The organism is Nitrospira sp. Vd2 (assembly GCF_979581665.1).
The window spans coordinates 56,173-72,636 of sequence record NZ_CEFZSK010000011.1 but is presented as its reverse complement, the minus strand read 5'-3'; the positions used below and the strand labels follow the sequence as shown (position 1 = coordinate 72,636).

General features: G+C 60.5%; 17 protein-coding genes and 2 tRNA genes. 7 read left to right on the top strand and 12 right to left on the bottom strand.

The genetic code is table 11. The features are described 5' to 3' along the window. Positions 1-11: 11 nt before the first annotated feature. The 5 genes from proB to AC1U7K_RS05360 form a co-directional block, all read right to left on the bottom strand. The gene (gene proB, locus AC1U7K_RS05380) at positions 12-1,133 is read right to left on the bottom strand and encodes a glutamate 5-kinase (protein ID WP_480249855.1); all 1,122 of its coding nucleotides are present in this window, start codon (positions 1,131-1,133) and stop codon (positions 12-14) included. Then, positions 1,115-2,137, bottom strand: a complete 1,023-nt coding sequence (obgE, locus tag AC1U7K_RS05375; RefSeq protein WP_480249854.1) for a GTPase ObgE — start codon at positions 2,135-2,137, stop codon at positions 1,115-1,117. The genes proB and obgE overlap by 19 nt, the downstream gene beginning before the upstream one ends. 74 nt (positions 2,138-2,211) lie before the next feature. Next, the gene (gene rpmA, locus AC1U7K_RS05370) at positions 2,212-2,466 is read right to left on the bottom strand and encodes a 50S ribosomal protein L27 (protein WP_480249853.1); all 255 of its coding nucleotides are present in this window, start codon (positions 2,464-2,466) and stop codon (positions 2,212-2,214) included. Between the two features lie 32 nt (positions 2,467-2,498). After that, a complete protein-coding gene (gene rplU, locus AC1U7K_RS05365; protein WP_480249852.1) occupies positions 2,499-2,816 on the bottom strand; it encodes a 50S ribosomal protein L21 in 318 nt (105 codons plus the stop codon). Between the two features lie 81 nt (positions 2,817-2,897). Continuing rightward, positions 2,898-3,674 carry an outer membrane protein gene (locus AC1U7K_RS05360; RefSeq protein ID WP_480249851.1) on the bottom strand — a complete coding sequence of 259 codons (777 nt, stop codon included), beginning with the start codon at positions 3,672-3,674 and terminating at the stop codon, positions 2,898-2,900. Between the two features lie 422 nt (positions 3,675-4,096). Between AC1U7K_RS05360 and AC1U7K_RS05355 the strand changes: the two genes are divergently transcribed. Beyond that, a complete protein-coding gene (locus AC1U7K_RS05355) occupies positions 4,097-5,011 on the top strand; it encodes a branched-chain amino acid transaminase (RefSeq protein WP_480249850.1) in 915 nt (304 codons plus the stop codon). A 49-nt stretch (positions 5,012-5,060) separates the two neighbouring features. Here the strand turns inward: AC1U7K_RS05355 and secG are convergent, their stop codons facing one another. The 7 genes from secG to AC1U7K_RS05320 form a co-directional block, all read right to left on the bottom strand. Further along, positions 5,061-5,420 (bottom strand): preprotein translocase subunit SecG, encoded by a 360-nt coding sequence (gene secG / locus AC1U7K_RS05350; RefSeq protein WP_480249849.1) that lies wholly within the window; start codon positions 5,418-5,420, stop codon positions 5,061-5,063. Positions 5,421-5,424: 4 nt separating this feature from the next. Continuing rightward, positions 5,425-6,198: a triose-phosphate isomerase gene (gene tpiA / locus AC1U7K_RS05345; RefSeq protein ID WP_480249848.1), complete on the bottom strand. Its 774-nt coding sequence runs from the start codon at positions 6,196-6,198 to the stop codon at positions 5,425-5,427. A gap of 32 nt (positions 6,199-6,230) precedes the next feature. Beyond that, the gene (locus tag AC1U7K_RS05340; RefSeq protein ID WP_480249846.1) at positions 6,231-7,430 is read right to left on the bottom strand and encodes a phosphoglycerate kinase; all 1,200 of its coding nucleotides are present in this window, start codon (positions 7,428-7,430) and stop codon (positions 6,231-6,233) included. 67 nt (positions 7,431-7,497) lie between these two features. Next, positions 7,498-8,502, bottom strand: a complete 1,005-nt coding sequence (gap, locus tag AC1U7K_RS05335; RefSeq protein ID WP_480249844.1) for a type I glyceraldehyde-3-phosphate dehydrogenase — start codon at positions 8,500-8,502, stop codon at positions 7,498-7,500. Between the two features lie 469 nt (positions 8,503-8,971). Then, the gene (trpS, locus tag AC1U7K_RS05330; protein ID WP_480249843.1) at positions 8,972-9,955 is read right to left on the bottom strand and encodes a tryptophan--tRNA ligase; all 984 of its coding nucleotides are present in this window, start codon (positions 9,953-9,955) and stop codon (positions 8,972-8,974) included. A 9-nt stretch (positions 9,956-9,964) separates the two neighbouring features. Next, positions 9,965-10,687 carry a site-2 protease family protein gene (locus AC1U7K_RS05325; protein WP_480249842.1) on the bottom strand — a complete coding sequence of 241 codons (723 nt, stop codon included), beginning with the start codon at positions 10,685-10,687 and terminating at the stop codon, positions 9,965-9,967. Positions 10,688-10,699: 12 nt separating this feature from the next. Beyond that, a complete protein-coding gene (locus tag AC1U7K_RS05320) occupies positions 10,700-12,484 on the bottom strand; it encodes a penicillin-binding protein activator (RefSeq protein ID WP_480249841.1) in 1,785 nt (594 codons plus the stop codon). Between the two features lie 335 nt (positions 12,485-12,819). On the opposite strand from AC1U7K_RS05320, the gene xerD reads away from it, so the two are divergent. The 6 genes from xerD (at position 12,820) to AC1U7K_RS05290 (ending at position 16,464) form a co-directional block, all read left to right on the top strand. Beyond that, positions 12,820-13,836 carry a site-specific tyrosine recombinase XerD gene (xerD, locus tag AC1U7K_RS05315; RefSeq protein ID WP_480249840.1) on the top strand — a complete coding sequence of 339 codons (1,017 nt, stop codon included), beginning with the start codon at positions 12,820-12,822 and terminating at the stop codon, positions 13,834-13,836. A gap of 38 nt (positions 13,837-13,874) precedes the next feature. Beyond that, positions 13,875-13,950: transfer RNA gene (locus AC1U7K_RS05310), tRNA-Val, on the top strand. A gap of 73 nt (positions 13,951-14,023) precedes the next feature. Next, positions 14,024-14,101, top strand: a tRNA-Asp gene (locus tag AC1U7K_RS05305). 91 nt (positions 14,102-14,192) lie between these two features. Next, positions 14,193-14,870 carry a MotA/TolQ/ExbB proton channel family protein gene (locus AC1U7K_RS05300; RefSeq protein ID WP_480249837.1) on the top strand — a complete coding sequence of 226 codons (678 nt, stop codon included), beginning with the start codon at positions 14,193-14,195 and terminating at the stop codon, positions 14,868-14,870. Then, positions 14,867-15,310: an ExbD/TolR family protein gene (locus tag AC1U7K_RS05295; RefSeq protein WP_480249834.1), complete on the top strand. Its 444-nt coding sequence runs from the start codon at positions 14,867-14,869 to the stop codon at positions 15,308-15,310. The genes AC1U7K_RS05300 and AC1U7K_RS05295 overlap by 4 nt, the downstream gene beginning before the upstream one ends. Beyond that, entirely contained in the window at positions 15,307-16,464 is a 1,158-nt protein-coding gene (locus AC1U7K_RS05290; RefSeq protein ID WP_480249832.1) for an energy transducer TonB, read from the top strand. The genes AC1U7K_RS05295 and AC1U7K_RS05290 overlap by 4 nt, the downstream gene beginning before the upstream one ends.

Genomic DNA, 16,464 nt, shown 5'->3' with positions numbered 1-16,464 from the left:
AACCAGTCGTTTTACAGCAAGACGAGATTGTCGCGATGAATGGCTTCTTCGTATTCGTGTTCGCCCACGAGCCGTTTGATGTCGGCGGTCTTCATGCCTTTGATTCGGTCGAGGACCACAGAGGAATAATTGACCAGTCCCTTCGCGAATTCCTTCCCGTGCGGATCCATGCACACCACGGCATCGCCGACGTTGAATTCGCCGCTGACGGTCACGATCCCGGACGGCAACAAGCTCTTGCCGCGCCGGACCAGCGCCTCAACCGCACCGTCGTCGAGCGACAGGTGTCCCTTGGGTCGCAAGGTGTGAGCGATCCAATGCTTGCGGCTCGGAAGCCGCCGGTCGCCGGGGAGAATCAGCGTTCCGGCTTCTCTTCCCTTTAATACCTCAGGTAGCAGGCCTGGCGTTCCGCCTTTCATAATGAGGGTCGGCACGCCGAAGGCGGAGACCTTTTTCGCGGCTTGAATCTTGGTCGCCATGCCGCCTGTGCCTTCGAGGGTGCTCGCGCCCCCCGCCGTCCGTTCGATGTCCCGGGTGACTTCGGTGATCAGAGGAATCAGCGTGGCGGACGGATCGCGTCGAGGATCGGCGGTGAACACACCGTCGACGTCGGAGAGGATCACGAGCAGATCGGCATCGACGAGGTGCGCGACTTCGGCGGCAAGCGTATCGTTGTCGCCGAAGCGAATCTCGTCGACGGAGACGGTATCGTTCTCGTTGACGATCGGGATCACGCCGAAGCTCAGTAAGGCCGTGAGTGTATGGCGGGCATTCAAAAATCTCCGCCGGTCGGCGAGGTCCTGATGCGTCAGCAAAACTTGCGCGACATTGAAGGCCAACCGCTCAAACGCTTTCTGGTACGCCCACATCAGCCGGCTCTGGCCCACGGCGGCCGCCGCCTGCTTGAGGGGCAGGCTTTTCGGATAGGTCGTGAGTCCGAGGGTGGGAATGCCGGAGACGATGGCGCCGGATGAGACGAGGACCACCTCCCGCTCCGAGCGGCGCAATGTTGCAATATCCTCGGCCAGCGCGTCGATCCGCTCGGGTTTGAGCCCTGCGTCATGCGACGCGATGAGGCTGCTGCCGACTTTGATGACGAGTCGCCGGGCGGACGTCAGGATTTGGTCGCGCATGACTTCTTCAATCCGACCACTTCCCGCCCGACGAATTGGAGCAACGGTGTCAGCCCCTCTCGCGTCGCAGCGGAAACGGCGAAGAACCGAAAGCCCTGGGCGCGGCAGTAGCCGTGCAATTGCGTCAGTCGCTCCCCGTTGCCTTGAATGTCGAGTTTTGTGGCTACGACAGCAAACGGCTTTGCCACCAGAGCATCGTTATAGGCGGCCAGTTCTTGCCGCATCACTTCGAAGCTGGTGATGGGATCATCGGGCGCCCATTCCGAGATATCGACTAAATGCAGAAGGAAGAGCGTGCGCTCGACGTGGCGCAAAAACTGAAATCCCAGTCCCTTGCCCTCGTGGGCCCCTTCGATCAAGCCCGGGATATCGGCGACCACGAAACTCTGATCCTCGCTCCATGAGACCACCCCCAAGTTGGGGGTCAGAGTGGTGAACGGGTAGCCGGCGATCTTGGGATGTGCGGCTGAAATGGCGGCGATCAACGTCGATTTGCCGGCGTTGGGGAACCCGACGAGGCCGACATCGGCGATCAACTTCAACTCGAGTCGGAGCCACCGTTCCTCTCCGGCTGTCCCGTGTTCACAATGAGTCGGGACGCGGTTCGTTGAACTTGCAAAGTGCGAATTGCCGCGCCCGCCGCGGCCGCCACGCGCCGCGATAAATGTTTGGCCGTCCTCCGTCAGGTCGGCGAGGATGTCCTCCGTGTCGTCGTCATACACGATTGTGCCGACGGGCACTCGGATCACGACATCCGGAGCGGTCTTGCCATGGCGATTCGAGCCTTCGCCCGGTCCGCCTGGTTTCGCCATGTACTGTTGTTGGTAGCGAAGATCGAGCAGGGTGCTGAGCTGCTTGGACGCCACGAGGACGACGTTGCCGCCGTGGCCGCCGTCGCCTCCGTCCGGACCGCCGTGCGGAACGTATTTCTCCCGTCGGAAGCTGCAGACGCCGTCGCCGCCGCGCCCGGCTTTCACAAAGATTCGAACTTGATCAACGAACATGCCGCCGCTCCGGGTCGGAACGAGGATGATTCAGCCGCGATCGGGTGGGACGTGAGAGATTGGGATGGTGACGGTCAGGCGGTCGGGTAGACGCTGACCTTTCGCCGCGCGCGGGTGCCTTCGAATTTGACGACGCCGTTGATCAGCGCGAACAGCGTGTAGTCGCGGCCCTGTCCGACGTTGAACCCCGGATGGAACTGTGTGCCGCGCTGACGGACAATGATGCTGCCCGCCCGAACCTGCTCGCCGCCGTACGCCTTGATGCCGCGATACTGTGGATTACTGTCGCGACCGTTTCGAGAAGATCCGCCGCCTTTATTCGTTGCCATGGATCAATCCTTCTGCCTTCTGAGCTCAATCCCTATGCTGTCAGGATATCGGTGATGCGAAGTTCAGTGAAGGCTTGGCGATGCCCCTTCGTCCGGCGATAATTCTTTCGCCGCTTCTTTTTAAAGACGCGGATGGATCGAGTGCGGCCCTGGCGGACGATTTCGGCGGTGACACGTGCCTGACCGACCCACGGACGGCCGATCTGGACGGTGTTTCCCGAATCTTGAACGACATGGATCTGCGAGAGCTCCACGGTGGCGCCGACCTCACCGGCTAGACGCTCCACGCGAAGCACCGCTCCCGGCTCCACCCGATACTGCTTTCCCCCAGTCTCGACAATCGCGTACATCGCCGTCTCCTCGACAGAGCCAACCCTTCTAACACGGCCATTCGAGGCCTGTCAAGGCAAGGAGCGCGGCATAGCGCCGATCTAGAAGTGGACCGCCAGGCCGGCAAGGAAGTTGTTGTTCGCAATGGTCAGTTCATTGGAGAACGAATTGGACTTAAAGGTGTGGGAAGCATGGATGTATTTGTATTCGCCGAAGAACGCAATGTGGCGCGTAATGAAGACACTGAAGCCCGCAGGGACCTGAATCGCACCAGACGTATCAGTGGTGTCGAGCCCGTTCCCGCTTGCATGCGCGATTTGAGCTCCTCCCCCGATCCCGACGTAGGGATACCATCGTCCCATCGGTAAGTCCTTTGTGACGCCGAATGGCTTGCGAACCAAAAAGTTGACGGCTATGGTCGTGGCGCTAACGTCGATAGGCCCGTATTTGGCATTTGACGGGAGCACGGGGCTGCCGAAAGGAATCCCAAGGAGCGTTCCAGTTGTCGTCAGCGTCTGCGATTTCACATTGGGGTTAAAGTGCGTGACGTCGATTTCCGTACCGAAGTCCAGGCCGAACCGTCGACGGGGCGCGGTCGTCCACGCGGTGATTTTGCCTCCGTATGAAGCAGAGTTTTCCAGCTTGCCGTCTTTCCCAGTGAAGTTTGTACCCGGTCCGGTTTGCTGAATATCGGTCTTAAACGGGACAGAGTAGCCGCCAAACCCCGATATGGAAAAGTCCCACGCGGCCCTGGCTATGGTTCCGCAGCTCAACACAACGATGAAGCCGGTAAATCCGATGAATCGGATCAAGCCTCTGCGTCCAGTCCAGTGTGTCATTCGAAAGCAACCCAGTGACGAGCGGCGTGCGTCGGACATTGACAGCTCCTTGCTTAAGGCGTTCGATGCAACCTTCCTAGGTGATGGCCGTTAAAAAAGCAGATCGTGTGCCACCGCGCCGCCGAGGGCGAACGCCTTGATCAGCAAGCATCTCCAGGTATACGTTCCTGAGGGAAGTCATTAGACTGTCAAGAAAGCAGGCGCTCGCCATCGACTTCCTTCAGTGCGCCCGGACACTGAAAGGGCGTCAAATACTAGGGCCTGAGCCGCTCTCATTCGCAAATCCCGAGGAGATCGCCATGCGCGCGCGTCAACTTTGTCGTCATGCGAGTTTTTCCGACGCAGGACCATGCACGCGACTGACGCGAGAGGACATGAAGCGCTCATCCCGCGTTGCTTGACGCTCCTTTTCGGCCGCTGCTATAGTCCGCTCATCGCTAAAGGAGTAAGGAACACGCCGTATGCTTGAGCCGAGCCAAAAAATTTGGATGGACGGACGGTTCGTGGATTGGAATGACGCGACCGTTCATGTGTTGACGCATTCGCTGCATTATGGATTGGCGGCCTTTGAGGGAATTCGCTGCTACAAGGGGCGGACCGGATCGGCGATTTTTCGGTTGGCCGAGCACGTCGACCGCTTGTTCGAATCTGCCCATATCGGCCTGCTGGCGATCCCGTATGACAAGAAGCAGGTCATCGAGGCGATCGTCGAGACCGTGCGGGTGAACCGGCTCGAGGCCTGCTACATTCGGCCGCTCGTCTACATTGGCTACGGCATGATGGGGCTGTATCCCGGGGACAACCCGATTCGGGTCGCCATTGCGGCGTGGAAATGGGGAACGTATCTGGGAGAAGACGCGCTGAGCAAGGGCATCCGGGCCCGCATCTCCTCCTTCACGCGCCATCATGTCAATATCTCAATGACGCGGGCGAAGATTGCCGGGCAATACGTCAACTCGATCTTGGCGAAGCGGGACGTGAAGGCGTTGGGCTACGACGAAGCGATCCTCCTCGACCCGGATGGGTATGTTGCGGAGGGGACCGGGGAAAACGTTTTCCTGGTGCGCCGTGGTCAATTGAAGACCACACCGTTGACCTCGATCCTCGAAGGGATCACGCGGGACTCGGTCATGCAACTCGCCAAAGAGCGTCAGATTCCGGTGGTTGAGGAACGCTTCACCCGGGATGATTTGTATGTCGCCGACGAGGTGTTTCTGACCGGGACGGCGGCGGAGTTGACGCCGGTTCGCGAGATCGACAATCGGCGCATCGGATCAGGGACCGCAGGTCCCATCACGAAACAACTCCAAGAAGCGTTTTTCGCCGTCGTGAAAGGTGAGGATCAGCGGCACGCGGCGTGGCTCACGCCGGTATAAGCTGACTCCACTGACAAGAAAATAAAGACGCGAAGCGCGGAAGCGGTCGTTACGGCGTCGCGGGAGCAGGTTGATTTGGAGATGTCGGCGCAGAAGGCGCTTCTTTTGAGCTCTCGGGCTGCGCCGCAGGGGCCGGCGCGGTCTCTTTTTTGTTCAGGTCGATGACGGTAGACGAAAAAGTCCGCTCCTTCGACAGGATCGCCAGCCCAAGCGACGTGAGCATGAAAATGACGGCCGCCGCAATCGTCACCTTGCTCAGAAACGTGCCCGGCCCCCGGCTGCCGAACACCGTTTGACTGGACCCGCCGAACGCCGCGCCCATTTCCGCCCCTTTGCCCGCCTGCAGCAGGATTGAGGCAATCATGAGGAAACAGACGATGACGTGGATGACGACCGCGAGCGTGTACATGGACTTATCCTTCTCTGGCGAGGACTCGTTCGGCTGAGCGTGCGATTGTAGCAAAGGCATCCGGATCGAGACAAGCCCCTCCAACGAGCACGCCATCGACCTCAGGTGATGACAAGAATTGTTCGGCATTCGCCGTCGTCACACTGCCTCCATACAGGATACGAATCGATGCTCCTGCCGGCGCTCCCCATGTCCCTGAGACCAGCCGGCGAAGGAGAGCGTGAACCTCCTCAGCTTGCGCCGGTGTTGCGGCTCGGCCGGTGCCGATGGCCCAGACCGGCTCATACGCAAGGGCGATTCGTCCGACCTGGTCCTGGGAGCATCCGACCAATCCTTGCTCGAGCTGCCGTGAGACGACAGCCTGCATGGTGCCGCCCTCACGTTCGGCGAGGCTCTCCCCGACGCACACGATGGGCTGCACCCCATGATGGAGCGCCGCTCGGACCTTCTTGTTGACGGTCAGGTCAGTTTCGCCGAACCATTGACGCCGCTCGGAGTGGCCGATGATGACGAACCGGCACCCGAGATCCGCCAGCATCGGCGGAGCGACTTCACCGGTGAATGCGCCTTTGTCTTCCCAAAAGACATCTTGAGCGGCGAGGTTGATCGCCCGGTTCTCACATGCCAACCGCGCCGCATGAAGCGCCGTGAACGGTGGTGCCACCACGATTTCGACGGAGGGGGCATGGAGCAGTTCGCCCAGCCGCCGCATGTACGCGGCCGCCTCGCCCGTCGTCTTGTTCATCTTCCAATTTGCGACGATCAGAGGACGACGCATGGCGGTCGATCGCGGATCGGAGGCCAGAGGGGTTACTGAGGACGGTTGGGGAGGGTAGCGAGGCCCGGCAATTCTTTGCCTTCGAGCAACTGCAAGGTCGCACCGCCGCCGGTCGAGATAAATGACATGTTTTCGGACTCCCCGGCGCGGTGCACGGCGAGCGCGGTATCGCCGCCACCGACGATGGTGAGGGCATACGCGTTGGATACGGCATGGGCGATCGACATGGTCCCGCGCGAATAGGCATCGTTTTCAAAGACCCCCATCGGGCCGTTCCACAAGATGGTCTTGGCGTTTTGGATCGCCTCGCTGAACAACTTCACCGAGGCCGGACCGATATCCATCCCATACCAACCTTTGGGAATTTCCTGCACGGGCACGATTTTCGTTTCCGACCCAGGTTCTGGGCTCGCGGCCACCACGCAATCCACGGGAAGATAAAATTTCACGCCTCGGGAAAACGCATGCTCCTGCACCCCCTTCGCAAAGTCCAGCATCTCGTCCTCGACGAGTGAATTACCGATCTCCAGGCCCAGCGCTTTGATGAACGTGAACGCCATGCCGCCGCCGATAATGACCTTGTCCACTTTCTTGCCGAGATTTTCGATCACGCCGATCTTCCCCGATACCTTACCGCCGCCCAGGATCGCGACGAACGGTCGCATGGGATTGGCGACCGCGCCCTCCATGTACTCGATTTCCTTTTTCATCAAGTAGCCGGCGGCGGACAGGGGGACGAATTTCGGGATGCCGACAGTGGAGGCATGCGAGCGGTGCGCCGTGCCGAACGCGTCGTTGATGTAGACGTCGGCCAGTGACGCGAGCGCTTTTGAGAACGCTTCGTCGTTCTTTTCCTCGCCCGGATGGAAGCGGAGGTTTTCGAGCAGCAGGACATCCCCCGGCTTCATCTTGTCCACCAGGGCTTCGACCTCTCGCCCGATACAGTCGGGCGCGAAGGTGACTTCCTTGCCGAGCAAGCGCTGTAAGCGTTTCGCGACGGGAGCGAGGCTGTACCGCGGATCGGGCTTGCCCTTCGGCCGGCCGAGGTGTGAGCAGAGGATGACTTTAGCGCCTTCGTCGACGGCGTGATTGATCGTGGGGAGCGCGGAGCGAATGCGGGTGTCGTCGGTGATTTGATGCGCGTCGTCGAGCGGCACGTTGAAGTCCACCCGGATGATGACGCGTTTGTTGCGCAGGTCGAGCGCGTCGATCGTCATCTTGTTCAGGTTCATCTGATCCCTCTCAGGAACCCGGCGCGTGTCCGAATGGACGGCGGACGATCGGCGCGGGAGAACGAGCTTACGACTTGGCGGCGATGAATTTTGCCAGGTCCCGGACACGGCAGGAATATCCCCATTCGTTGTCGTACCAGGCCATGACTTTCACCATGCGTTTATCCAGCACGGTGGTCAGGAGCGAGTCGAGCACCGCCGAATGTGAATCGCCGTTTTCATCGGACGAGACGATCGGCTCCTCGCAATATTTCAGAATGCCCTTCAACCGTCCTTCAGCGGCTCGGCGAAAAGCGGCATTCACGGATGGAACGTCGCAGTCCTTTTCGGCTTCGATGGTCAGATCGACCAGCGAGACATTGGGGGTCGGCACGCGGATCGCGCTTCCATCGAGTTTGCCTTTCAACAGCGGGAGGACCAGATGGATCGCCTTCGCGGCTCCCGTGGAGGTCGGCACCATGGATAGGGCGGCCGCACGGGCCCGCCGCAGATCTTTGTGCGGCAAGTCGAGCAGGTTCTGATCGTTGGTATACGAGTGGATCGTCGTCATGATGCCGTGCCGGATTCCGACGGTCTCCATGAGCACCTTGGCCACCGGAGCGAGACAGTTGGTCGTGCAGGATGCGTTCGAAATTACGTGATGCGATTTCGAATCGTACATGTCATCGTTGACACCCAGCACGATCGTCACGTCCGGATCCTTGGCGGGTGCCGAAATGATGACCCGCTTGGCGCCCGCTGACAGGTGTTTGCTGGCTCCTTCCCGGTCGGTGAACCGGCCCGTCGATTCGATGACGAGATCGACACCGAGATCCTTCCAGGGGAGTTCCTTGGGATCCTTCTTGGCCAAGACCTTGATCGACTTCCCGTTGATGAGAATCTCATCCTCTCGGGCTTCAACCGGGACACTGAGCGTGCCATGGATGGAGTCGTACTTCAGTAGGTGCGCGAGTGTCTTTGCATCGGTCAGATCGTTGACCGCGACGAATTCCAGTTCGGGATCGCCAAGCGACGCGCGCAAGACATTGCGTCCAATTCGCCCGAACCCGTTGATGCCAATTCGAATAGCCATTGCCCGGATTCCCCTTCTTAGTCCTCCCCGAACTGCGTGTCGAAGTGTGCTTGGCTAGAAATAAAAAAGCCGGCCGAGACATGCGACCGGCAACCGGACGGATCGTAGCGAGCGAGGGGAGGGATGTCAAGACGATAAAAAGGAAGGGGCGTTGGCGGGGCGGGACGAGGTGCCCTAGTTGTTCGCACAACGCGCACGATCAAAATGTGCTCGTTGGATGGGCGCAGTTACGGGCACCTCGTCCCGCCCCCGTTGTGGGAAGTCGTGGTGGCCAAGCCGATAAACTCGCTTCGCTGAAACAGTATCGACTTTGCCCTTGCAGAAGGCTGCAAGGGCGGGCCGCCACACCCGTACTTTCTATTCCATGGAAGAGGGGCGGGTAGGGCCGGGAGCGGAATTCGCCGGAAGGAAGGGTTCGCCAAGCCCTTCCGGGAGGCGTTAAGGAGCGGAAGACTCTACCCGCCCCTCTTCAAATCTTCATGGCGTCTTTAACTTCTTCCAGCGTCTGGTGGGAGACCGTCTTCGCGCGTTCGGCGCCGGACGCGACGATGTCCTCCACGCGCTTGAGGTTGCTGCTGTATTGTTGGCGGGCCTCCCAGATCGGCGACATCTTCGCCACCATCGCGTCGGCCACGAGCTTCTTACAGTCGATGCAGCCGATCTCCGCGGTGCGGCATTCGCGGTTCACCCGCTCGATGACGGCCGGTGAGGAGTAGATCTTGTGAAAGTCGTAGACGGGACAGATCTCCGGATTGCCGGGGTCGGTACGCCGGACGCGTGCCGGGTCCGTCACCATGGTCTTCAGCTTTTGCCGAACGACCGGCTCGGGGTCGGAGAGATTGATGGTATTGCCGTAGCTCTTGCTCATTTTCCGGCCGTCCGTGCCAAGGACCTTGGGATAGTTCGTGAGTTGTTCCTGTGGCTCCGGGAAGACGGCCTTATAGAGGCTGTTGAAACGCCGGGCGATCTCACGGGTGAGTTCAAGGTGCGGGAGTTGGTCCTTGCCTACCGGGACGTACTCCGCTTTGTACACAAGGATGTCGGCGGCCTGCAGCACCGGGTAGCCCAGGAATCCGTAGGTCGAGAGGTCTCGCTCTGTGATCTGTTCCTGCTTCTCCTTGTACGTCGGGTTGCGTTCGAGCCAGGGAATGGGCGTGATCATCGACAAGAGCAGATGCAGCACCGCATGATCGGGGTTGGACGACTGGATGAAAATCGTCGATCGGTTGGGATCGATGCCGGCGGCAAGCCAATCGATCACCATCTCACGAATGTACTCGCGCACGTGGCTGGTATCGGCATAATTCGTGGAGAGGGCATGCCAATCGGCCACGAAGAAAAAACACTCATACTGCTCTTGCAGCGTTTTCCAGTTCTCCAATGCGCCGAGAAGGTTACCGAGGTGGAGCCGGCCGCTCGGCTGCATCCCGCTCAAGACTCGTTTCTTCGCCATGGTCGGACGCTACTCCAAGACGCTGGACAAAATCGTGCCCGCCATCGCATCGACCAACGTGCCGGTGATCGTATGGATGACGTGGATCTGCGGATCCAGCATGATCAGCCCGACGATGATCAACATGCCATACGGCTCCAGCCTGCTGAGCGCGATGGCGGAACGGACCGGCAAGAGGCTCGTCAAGATCCGCCCACCGTCGAGCGGCGGAATGGGAATTAAATTAAAGACCATGAGCACGGTATTGATCAGGACCGAATACAAGGCCATAGCCGCGAGCGGGACCAGCAGCATCCCGAGGAGGTCGCGCCGGGGATTCACGTCGGGTTGAGGCGGCCAGTACGCCGGCAAGCTTGGATCGAGGGAAAGCAGGGCGGCGTAAAAGAGCGCGCTTCCGATCGCCAAGATCAGGTTCATGGCCGGCCCGGCGGCGGCGACCAAGGCCATGCCGCGGCGGGGATCACGAAGTTTGCTCGGATCGATCGGTACCGGCTTCGCCCATCCGAGAAAGAAGCCGCCGGGGAGGATCAAGCACAGCAGCGGGAAGATGATCGTCCCGAACGGATCGATGTGGGCCTTGGGGTTCATGGTCAGTCGCCCTTGCAGTCGGGCGGTCGGATCGCCGAGGCGGTTCGCCACCCAGCCGTGCGCATACTCGTGCAAGACCATCGCGAGCATGAGCGGCAAGGCCAAATACGACACCGTGTAGAGAATCTGGGAGAGGGATTCCATCGTGGACTGCTGCTAGTTCAATTGAACCAAGCGGCCGTTTTTCACGTGAATGATATACAAGCGCCGGTTCAAGACGCCGTTCGAGGCAAAGGCGGCCGGACCAGTGAGCGTCAAAAAATCCTGGGTCTCGACCAGCTGCTCGTAGACCCCTTTGCTGCTCGTCGCCCCACGTCGAATGGCCTCGATCACAATGCGCGCGGCATCATACGCTTGCGCGGCGAACGGCGACGGGTCCGTTTGATATTTTCGGCGGTACCGATCGACGAATTCTCGCACGGCTTGATCGGGGCTGTCGAGGAAGAATCCGTCGACAAAGGTACTCCCTTCGACATAACGCTCGCCCAGCTTGGGGAGCGTCGGGACGTTCCAGTCATTCGTCCCGAGCAACGGCACCTTGACGTCATAAAAGGCAAGCTGCGAGGCGACGAGAGGGACGTGCGTGACATCGGCCGGCACGAACAACGCGTCGAATCCCGGCGTGTAAATCGTGCGCGTGATGTTCTTGCCGTTTTTGACCGCCTTGGCCGTGGTCGCCTGTCCATATTTCTTGAGATCGGCTTCCTTCAGGCGCTTGATCGGCTGCCCGAAGTCCGTCTCGTTCTCCTTGTACGACTCGGCGGCAATCAGCTCTCCCCCGCGCTTTTTGACCTCAGTGGCGAACAGCGCGGCCAATTCATGACCGTGCGGCGTGTCGGGATACAGCATGCAGAATCGTTTGTACCCCAACGTGACCACGGCATGCTCGGCGAGCCGTTGCGCGAGCAACGGTTGCGTCAGCGCGGTGCTGAACAGAAAAGCTCCGAGGTGACGAACGTCCGCGACGTTGGCCGAGGGCGTGACGAAGGGCGTCACGTAGAGTTCGGCGAGCGGCGCGACCAGCGGGAGATCGCGCGACAGCAACGGCCCGATGACGGCCAGCGGCCGATCCTCTTGCAAGAGGTCGGTCAACTCCAATTTCAACGCGGCTTTGTCCGTTTCGCTGTCGAGCACTTGCAGGCCGACCGCATTCATCCCAAGGTGGTCGCGCCCCTTTTCAATGGCGATCTCGATTCCATTGAGGGCTTCGAGCCCGAACGCCTGCAAGCGCCCGGAGAGCGGGAGGACCGCTGCCAGGCGGTACTGACTGCCCTTGAGCTTGGCTTGAAACGACTTGAGCATGTCGATGGCGATCGGCGCGTACTCATGATTCGGGAAGCGACCGAGAAACACGCGAATGTTCCGTTCGGCGAGCGCATCGGCTCCCTGGGCGCTCTGCATCTCGATCAGACGGATGAGCGCAAGATCGCCGGGGAACTCCGTGGGATACATATCGCGGAGCCGCACCAAGGCTTTCTTGTCGAGTTTCTCGAAGATCACGTCTTTCACGCGATTCCGCGTTTCGTTGCGTTGCTCCGGCGGCGAGGCGTTCAGTTCATCGACCCAGGCCTGAATGGCGCGCTGCCAGTCGGACTTCTGCGCGTACAGCTCGGCGATCATCCGTGAGGCCTGCCGCTTGACCTCCGGCTCATCGACCGTCGTCTTTGCCTCGACGAGGGCAGACAAGGCGGCATCAGATTTTCCGGATGCGAGTAATGCGGCGCCAAGCATCAGCCGAGCGCGCCCCGCGAGTTCGGACGACGGAAATTCCGCAAGCAGTTGGTTCAAGTAACCGATCGCCTCCTCGTGCTCCTTCTTACTGACGTACGCGGCAGCCATCAGGAGATAGGCGTCATCCATGTCGTCGGCACGCGGCGAGGAGGCGAGGAACTTTTTCAGCGTGGCAATCGCCGCACCCTCCTGACGGGTCTCGATCAGCATCTTCGCCTGCTCGAGTGTCGGCCGTATCGGGGCCGGCGGTGATTTCGAGGGCGGGGCAGAGGATGTGCCAGCCACGGACGCGAGGGAAGACACGAGCACGAACGCCATGCCGAGCAGCGCGATCAGGCTCTTCAGTCTAAATCGTGGGCGTGAAGGTCGCTGGAAAGAATCGATGGGGCTACTGTCGCGTCGCTGTGCGGACCGAGGCGGGTGGCGAAACAGCATGAATGAATCACTATAGGAGACGGGTCTTTAGAGTGTCAAGGACGCCCGGTGCGCTACTCGTCGTCCATCGTGCTATAGTCCGCAGCACACCGCGCGGCTGGGATTTGTAGATGGTTGCGACGCGCCTCCCGCCACCGACTCAGGATCTGCGGCTTCCGCTGGACGATCTTGTCGAGCGGTTCCTGTCGGAATTGCGCATCGAGGGCGGCCTGGCGGCCAATACGCTGGAGGCCTACCGACGCGACCTCCTTAAGCTACAAACCTATCTCCTCACGCGGAGCTTGGCCGGTCCGGATGCGCTCACGCGGCAAACCATCAGAGCCGTTTTGGAGGACATGAAGCGGGCGGGTCTCGCGCCGGCCTCTCTGGCGCGCGGGCTAGCGGCGCTCCGCCGGTTCTGCCGCTTTCTTCTGAGAGAGGGCATGTTGGCGGAAGACCCCATGGTAGCGATCGACACGCCGCGTCGATGGTTGCGGTTGCCGAAAACGTTGAGCGAGCAGGAAGTGACCAAGCTCCTCGATCACCCGGCCGGCGCCAAGCCCGAACGGATTCGCGACGCGGCGATGCTCGAATTGTTGTATGCCACCGGCCTGCGGGTCTCTGAACTCGTAAATCTTGAAATCACGCAAGTCAATTTGCCCGTCGGCTACCTCCTCTCAAACGGAAAGGGCGGGAAGCAACGGGTCGTGCCGATCGGCGATGTGGCGAAGGCCAAACTTGAATCCTATTTGGAAACAGCCCGCCGCACACTGATCAAGCAACGGTCCTCGCCGCATCTGTTTGTGACGCGGCGGGGACGCAAAATGACACGCCAAGCGTTTTGGCTCACGATGCGCGCGCGAGCGCGGGAATGTGGCATCGCGAAAGCGATCACGCCGCATATGCTACGCCATTCCTTTGCGACACATCTGCTCGAGCACGGGGCCGATTTGCGAGTCGTGCAAGCGATGTTGGGGCACAGCAAACTTTCGACGACACAAATTTACACACAGGTCGAGCGCACCCGGTTAAAGCAATTGCACACGCAATTCTTCCCCCGGAAGGAGCGCGGACATCACCGGACCTCGACCAAATCGCTTCGTCCCCAACAAATCTCAACGGACGTTGACAAGGGGGGGCGGACTTGATACTATCCGCAACCTACTGAGCAATCGTGAGATTTTTTAGGCGGATAGCTCAGTTGGGAGAGCGCTGCCCTTACAAGGCAGAGGTCACAGGTTCGATCCCTGTTCCGCCTACCAGCCGCGGGGTCTTGTAGCGGCCGGGACGAACACCGAACGCTCCACTCGGAACATTCCTTGCCAATTGCAGCGGGGGGCCGTCGTTCAGCTTGGTTAGGACGCCAGATTGTCAATCTGGAGGTCGCGGGTTCAAATCCCGTCGGCCCCGCCACTTTCCTTTCCATTCCGCACGCAGTTGCAGTCACGGCCACATCCGACAGGAGGAGTTGCACTAGCCGCATATGACGTTCCAAGCCGGTCCGATGGCACTGGTCGGTTCACTTGGAGCCGTGTCGAAAATCGTTCTTCTCGCGCTGTTTCTTTTTTCCGTCGTCTCCTGGGCGATCATCCTCTACAAGTGGCGCATCTTCCGCGCCGTCGATAAGGACGATCGCCGCTTCTTGCAAGCCTATGCCAAAGCGCAAGAGAAGGACGAACTTCGACGCCAAGCCCGGCAGTGTCCGAACAGTCCCAGCGCCGCGGTCTTTCTCTCGGTGATGGATCGCGTGGCGCCCGAGCGGGACGGAGCCGAGACGTTTTCGGCGCTCGAGGCTGACCCGCCCGATCGCCAATATCTCGAACGGGTCGTCTCGCATGTCATGCAGGACCAGATCTCGCGCGAAGAGGCGTACCTGCCGTTTCTCGCGACGACGGGTAACATCACGCCGTTCATCGGCTTGCTGGGCACGGTGCTTGGTATCATCGATTCATTCCGTGAGATTGGAAAACAAGGCACAGCGAGCATCGCGGCGGTTGCCCCTGGTGTCGCCGAAGCATTGATCGCCACAGCCGCCGGACTCTTTACGGCAATTCCGGCCGTCATTGCCTATAATTACTATCTAGCCCGTATCCGGAAATCCGCGTTCCGGGTCGAAGCGTTTACTATCGAGCTGCTCAACTACGTGCAGACCCGGTTGAAGCAGGTCGGGGTTCGCGGATGATCATCGAAAGCCGGCGTCGCCGCTTTCTCGCCGAGATCAACGTCATCCCGCTCGTCGATATCGTGCTGGTGCTGCTGATCATTTTCATGGTCACGGCGCCGATGTTGTACCGCGGCATGGATATCAATCTCCCCAGCTCGTCGACGAATACGATCAAGCCGGAAGAGCGCATCGTGGTCACCGTCGAGCGCGATCAGAAGGTCTACGTCGACAAGGACGCCGTGCCGTTGGCCCAGCTTGAGCCAAGACTCAAGTCGGCGAAGGCGCGCAATGCGGAGGTGTCGGTGTACCTCCGTGCGGATCGCGACGTGCCGTACGGCGTGGTGGTGCAAGTGATGGACGGCGTCAAGCGGGCGGGGATCGAGAAGCTTGGCATGGTGACCGATCCACCGGAGCGCGAACGCGTGGAAGATCGTTCAGAAAGGCGAGGACTGCCGTGAGCGCCGGGGTGTATCCAGGGCTGGCGGCCGATTTGTTCGGGGACGTCGAGAGCGCGAAGGCCCGAATCCGTTGGATGCTCGGGCTCTCGTTGTTGCTGCACGTCGGCCTGGTCATGCTCTTGGCCGGCTTGCGGATTTCGAAGGTTGAGCGGCCGCTCGCCTCGTACGAGGTGTCGTTGGTGACCCTACCGACTCCGCAGCCGGAGGCGTCGGCGACATCAACGAAACCCGCAGAGCCGATGGAGACCAAGCCGGTTGAAACGCCGCCGCAGAAGCCAACGTCACCGGTGAAACACGAAAAGGTCGAGCCCGTCCATCTTCCGCCGCCGCCCCAGGCTCGGCCGACTCCGCGACCCCTCACGCCGCCCGCACCATCCAAGTTGGAGCAACCGGCTCGTGCTGTTTCATCTCCCAAACCCCGCATGGACGCGCCCGCGCCCACTGCTCCTCCAACGCCGCCTCCTCCCGCGCCGCCTCCTCGCCCGTCGCTGAACCGGGAGGTGCTCAAGGGATTCAGTCTGCCCGAGGTTCCAAAACTCGCGGAGGTGAAACCGCCGCCAGCAGCGCCTGCCAAGGAGACCACGCGGCAGACGGAGGAAGAAGTCCAAAAGCTGTTGAAGAATCTTCAGGTGCCCGAGCCGTCCGTTGAACGGCCCCGAGCCGTTGATCCACCGAAGCAGCCGGCTGCCCCGGCCGTGAGTGACGAGTTGACGTCGCAACTTCAGAAGCTCAAGCAACAGGCGGCGATTCCCCCTCCGCCGCCTCCGCAACCTCGGCCCACGCAGCGGACGGAGCCGGTCGTCGCTGCGAAACCTCCGGCCATGAAGACGCCCGTGACGACCCTGCAGCTGCCGGGTTTGAGTCAGGGGAACCCCTATTTGGCGGCAATCCAAAAGCGGATCAGCAGTCAATGGATCGCGCCGCCGGTCGACGTGAGCGGGACGCCGCTTCAGGTGATCATCAAATTCCGATTGGATAGGACCGGGAACGTGAGCGGGATTGCCATCGAACAGTCATCGGGCAACGAGTACTACGACTTGGCGGCGAAGCGTGCCGTGGTGGCCGCGAACCCGCTTCCCCCTTTTCCGCAAGATCTCACGCTGCCTTATTTGGACGCGCATTTTAGTTTTTCTGTTGGAGAGCCGGTGAGTTGA

What these genes read in the sequence shown, in the direction of transcription:
- xerD (WP_480249840.1), top strand. Translation starts at nt 12,820, where the DNA reads ATGGTTGCGACGCGCCTCCCGCCACCGACTCAGGATCTGCGGCTTCCG.
- proB (WP_480249855.1), bottom strand. Translation starts at nt 1,133, where the DNA reads ATGCGCGACCAAATCCTGACGTCCGCCCGGCGACTCGTCATCAAAGTC.
- trpS (WP_480249843.1), bottom strand. Translation starts at nt 9,955, where the DNA reads ATGGCGAAGAAACGAGTCTTGAGCGGGATGCAGCCGAGCGGCCGGCTC.
- AC1U7K_RS05300 (WP_480249837.1), top strand. Translation starts at nt 14,193, where the DNA reads ATGGCACTGGTCGGTTCACTTGGAGCCGTGTCGAAAATCGTTCTTCTC.
- AC1U7K_RS05340 (WP_480249846.1), bottom strand. Translation starts at nt 7,430, where the DNA reads ATGAACCTGAACAAGATGACGATCGACGCGCTCGACCTGCGCAACAAA.
- rpmA (WP_480249853.1), bottom strand. Translation starts at nt 2,466, where the DNA reads ATGGCAACGAATAAAGGCGGCGGATCTTCTCGAAACGGTCGCGACAGT.
- secG (WP_480249849.1), bottom strand. Translation starts at nt 5,420, where the DNA reads ATGTACACGCTCGCGGTCGTCATCCACGTCATCGTCTGTTTCCTCATG.
- AC1U7K_RS05360 (WP_480249851.1), bottom strand. Translation starts at nt 3,674, where the DNA reads ATGTCCGACGCACGCCGCTCGTCACTGGGTTGCTTTCGAATGACACAC.
- AC1U7K_RS05325 (WP_480249842.1), bottom strand. Translation starts at nt 10,687, where the DNA reads ATGGAATCCCTCTCCCAGATTCTCTACACGGTGTCGTATTTGGCCTTG.
- AC1U7K_RS05295 (WP_480249834.1), top strand. Translation starts at nt 14,867, where the DNA reads ATGATCATCGAAAGCCGGCGTCGCCGCTTTCTCGCCGAGATCAACGTC.
- tpiA (WP_480249848.1), bottom strand. Translation starts at nt 6,198, where the DNA reads ATGCGTCGTCCTCTGATCGTCGCAAATTGGAAGATGAACAAGACGACG.
- AC1U7K_RS05355 (WP_480249850.1), top strand. Translation starts at nt 4,097, where the DNA reads ATGCTTGAGCCGAGCCAAAAAATTTGGATGGACGGACGGTTCGTGGAT.
- gap (WP_480249844.1), bottom strand. Translation starts at nt 8,502, where the DNA reads ATGGCTATTCGAATTGGCATCAACGGGTTCGGGCGAATTGGACGCAAT.
- obgE (WP_480249854.1), bottom strand. Translation starts at nt 2,137, where the DNA reads ATGTTCGTTGATCAAGTTCGAATCTTTGTGAAAGCCGGGCGCGGCGGC.
- rplU (WP_480249852.1), bottom strand. Translation starts at nt 2,816, where the DNA reads ATGTACGCGATTGTCGAGACTGGGGGAAAGCAGTATCGGGTGGAGCCG.
- AC1U7K_RS05320 (WP_480249841.1), bottom strand. Translation starts at nt 12,484, where the DNA reads ATGCTGATCGAGACCCGTCAGGAGGGTGCGGCGATTGCCACGCTGAAA.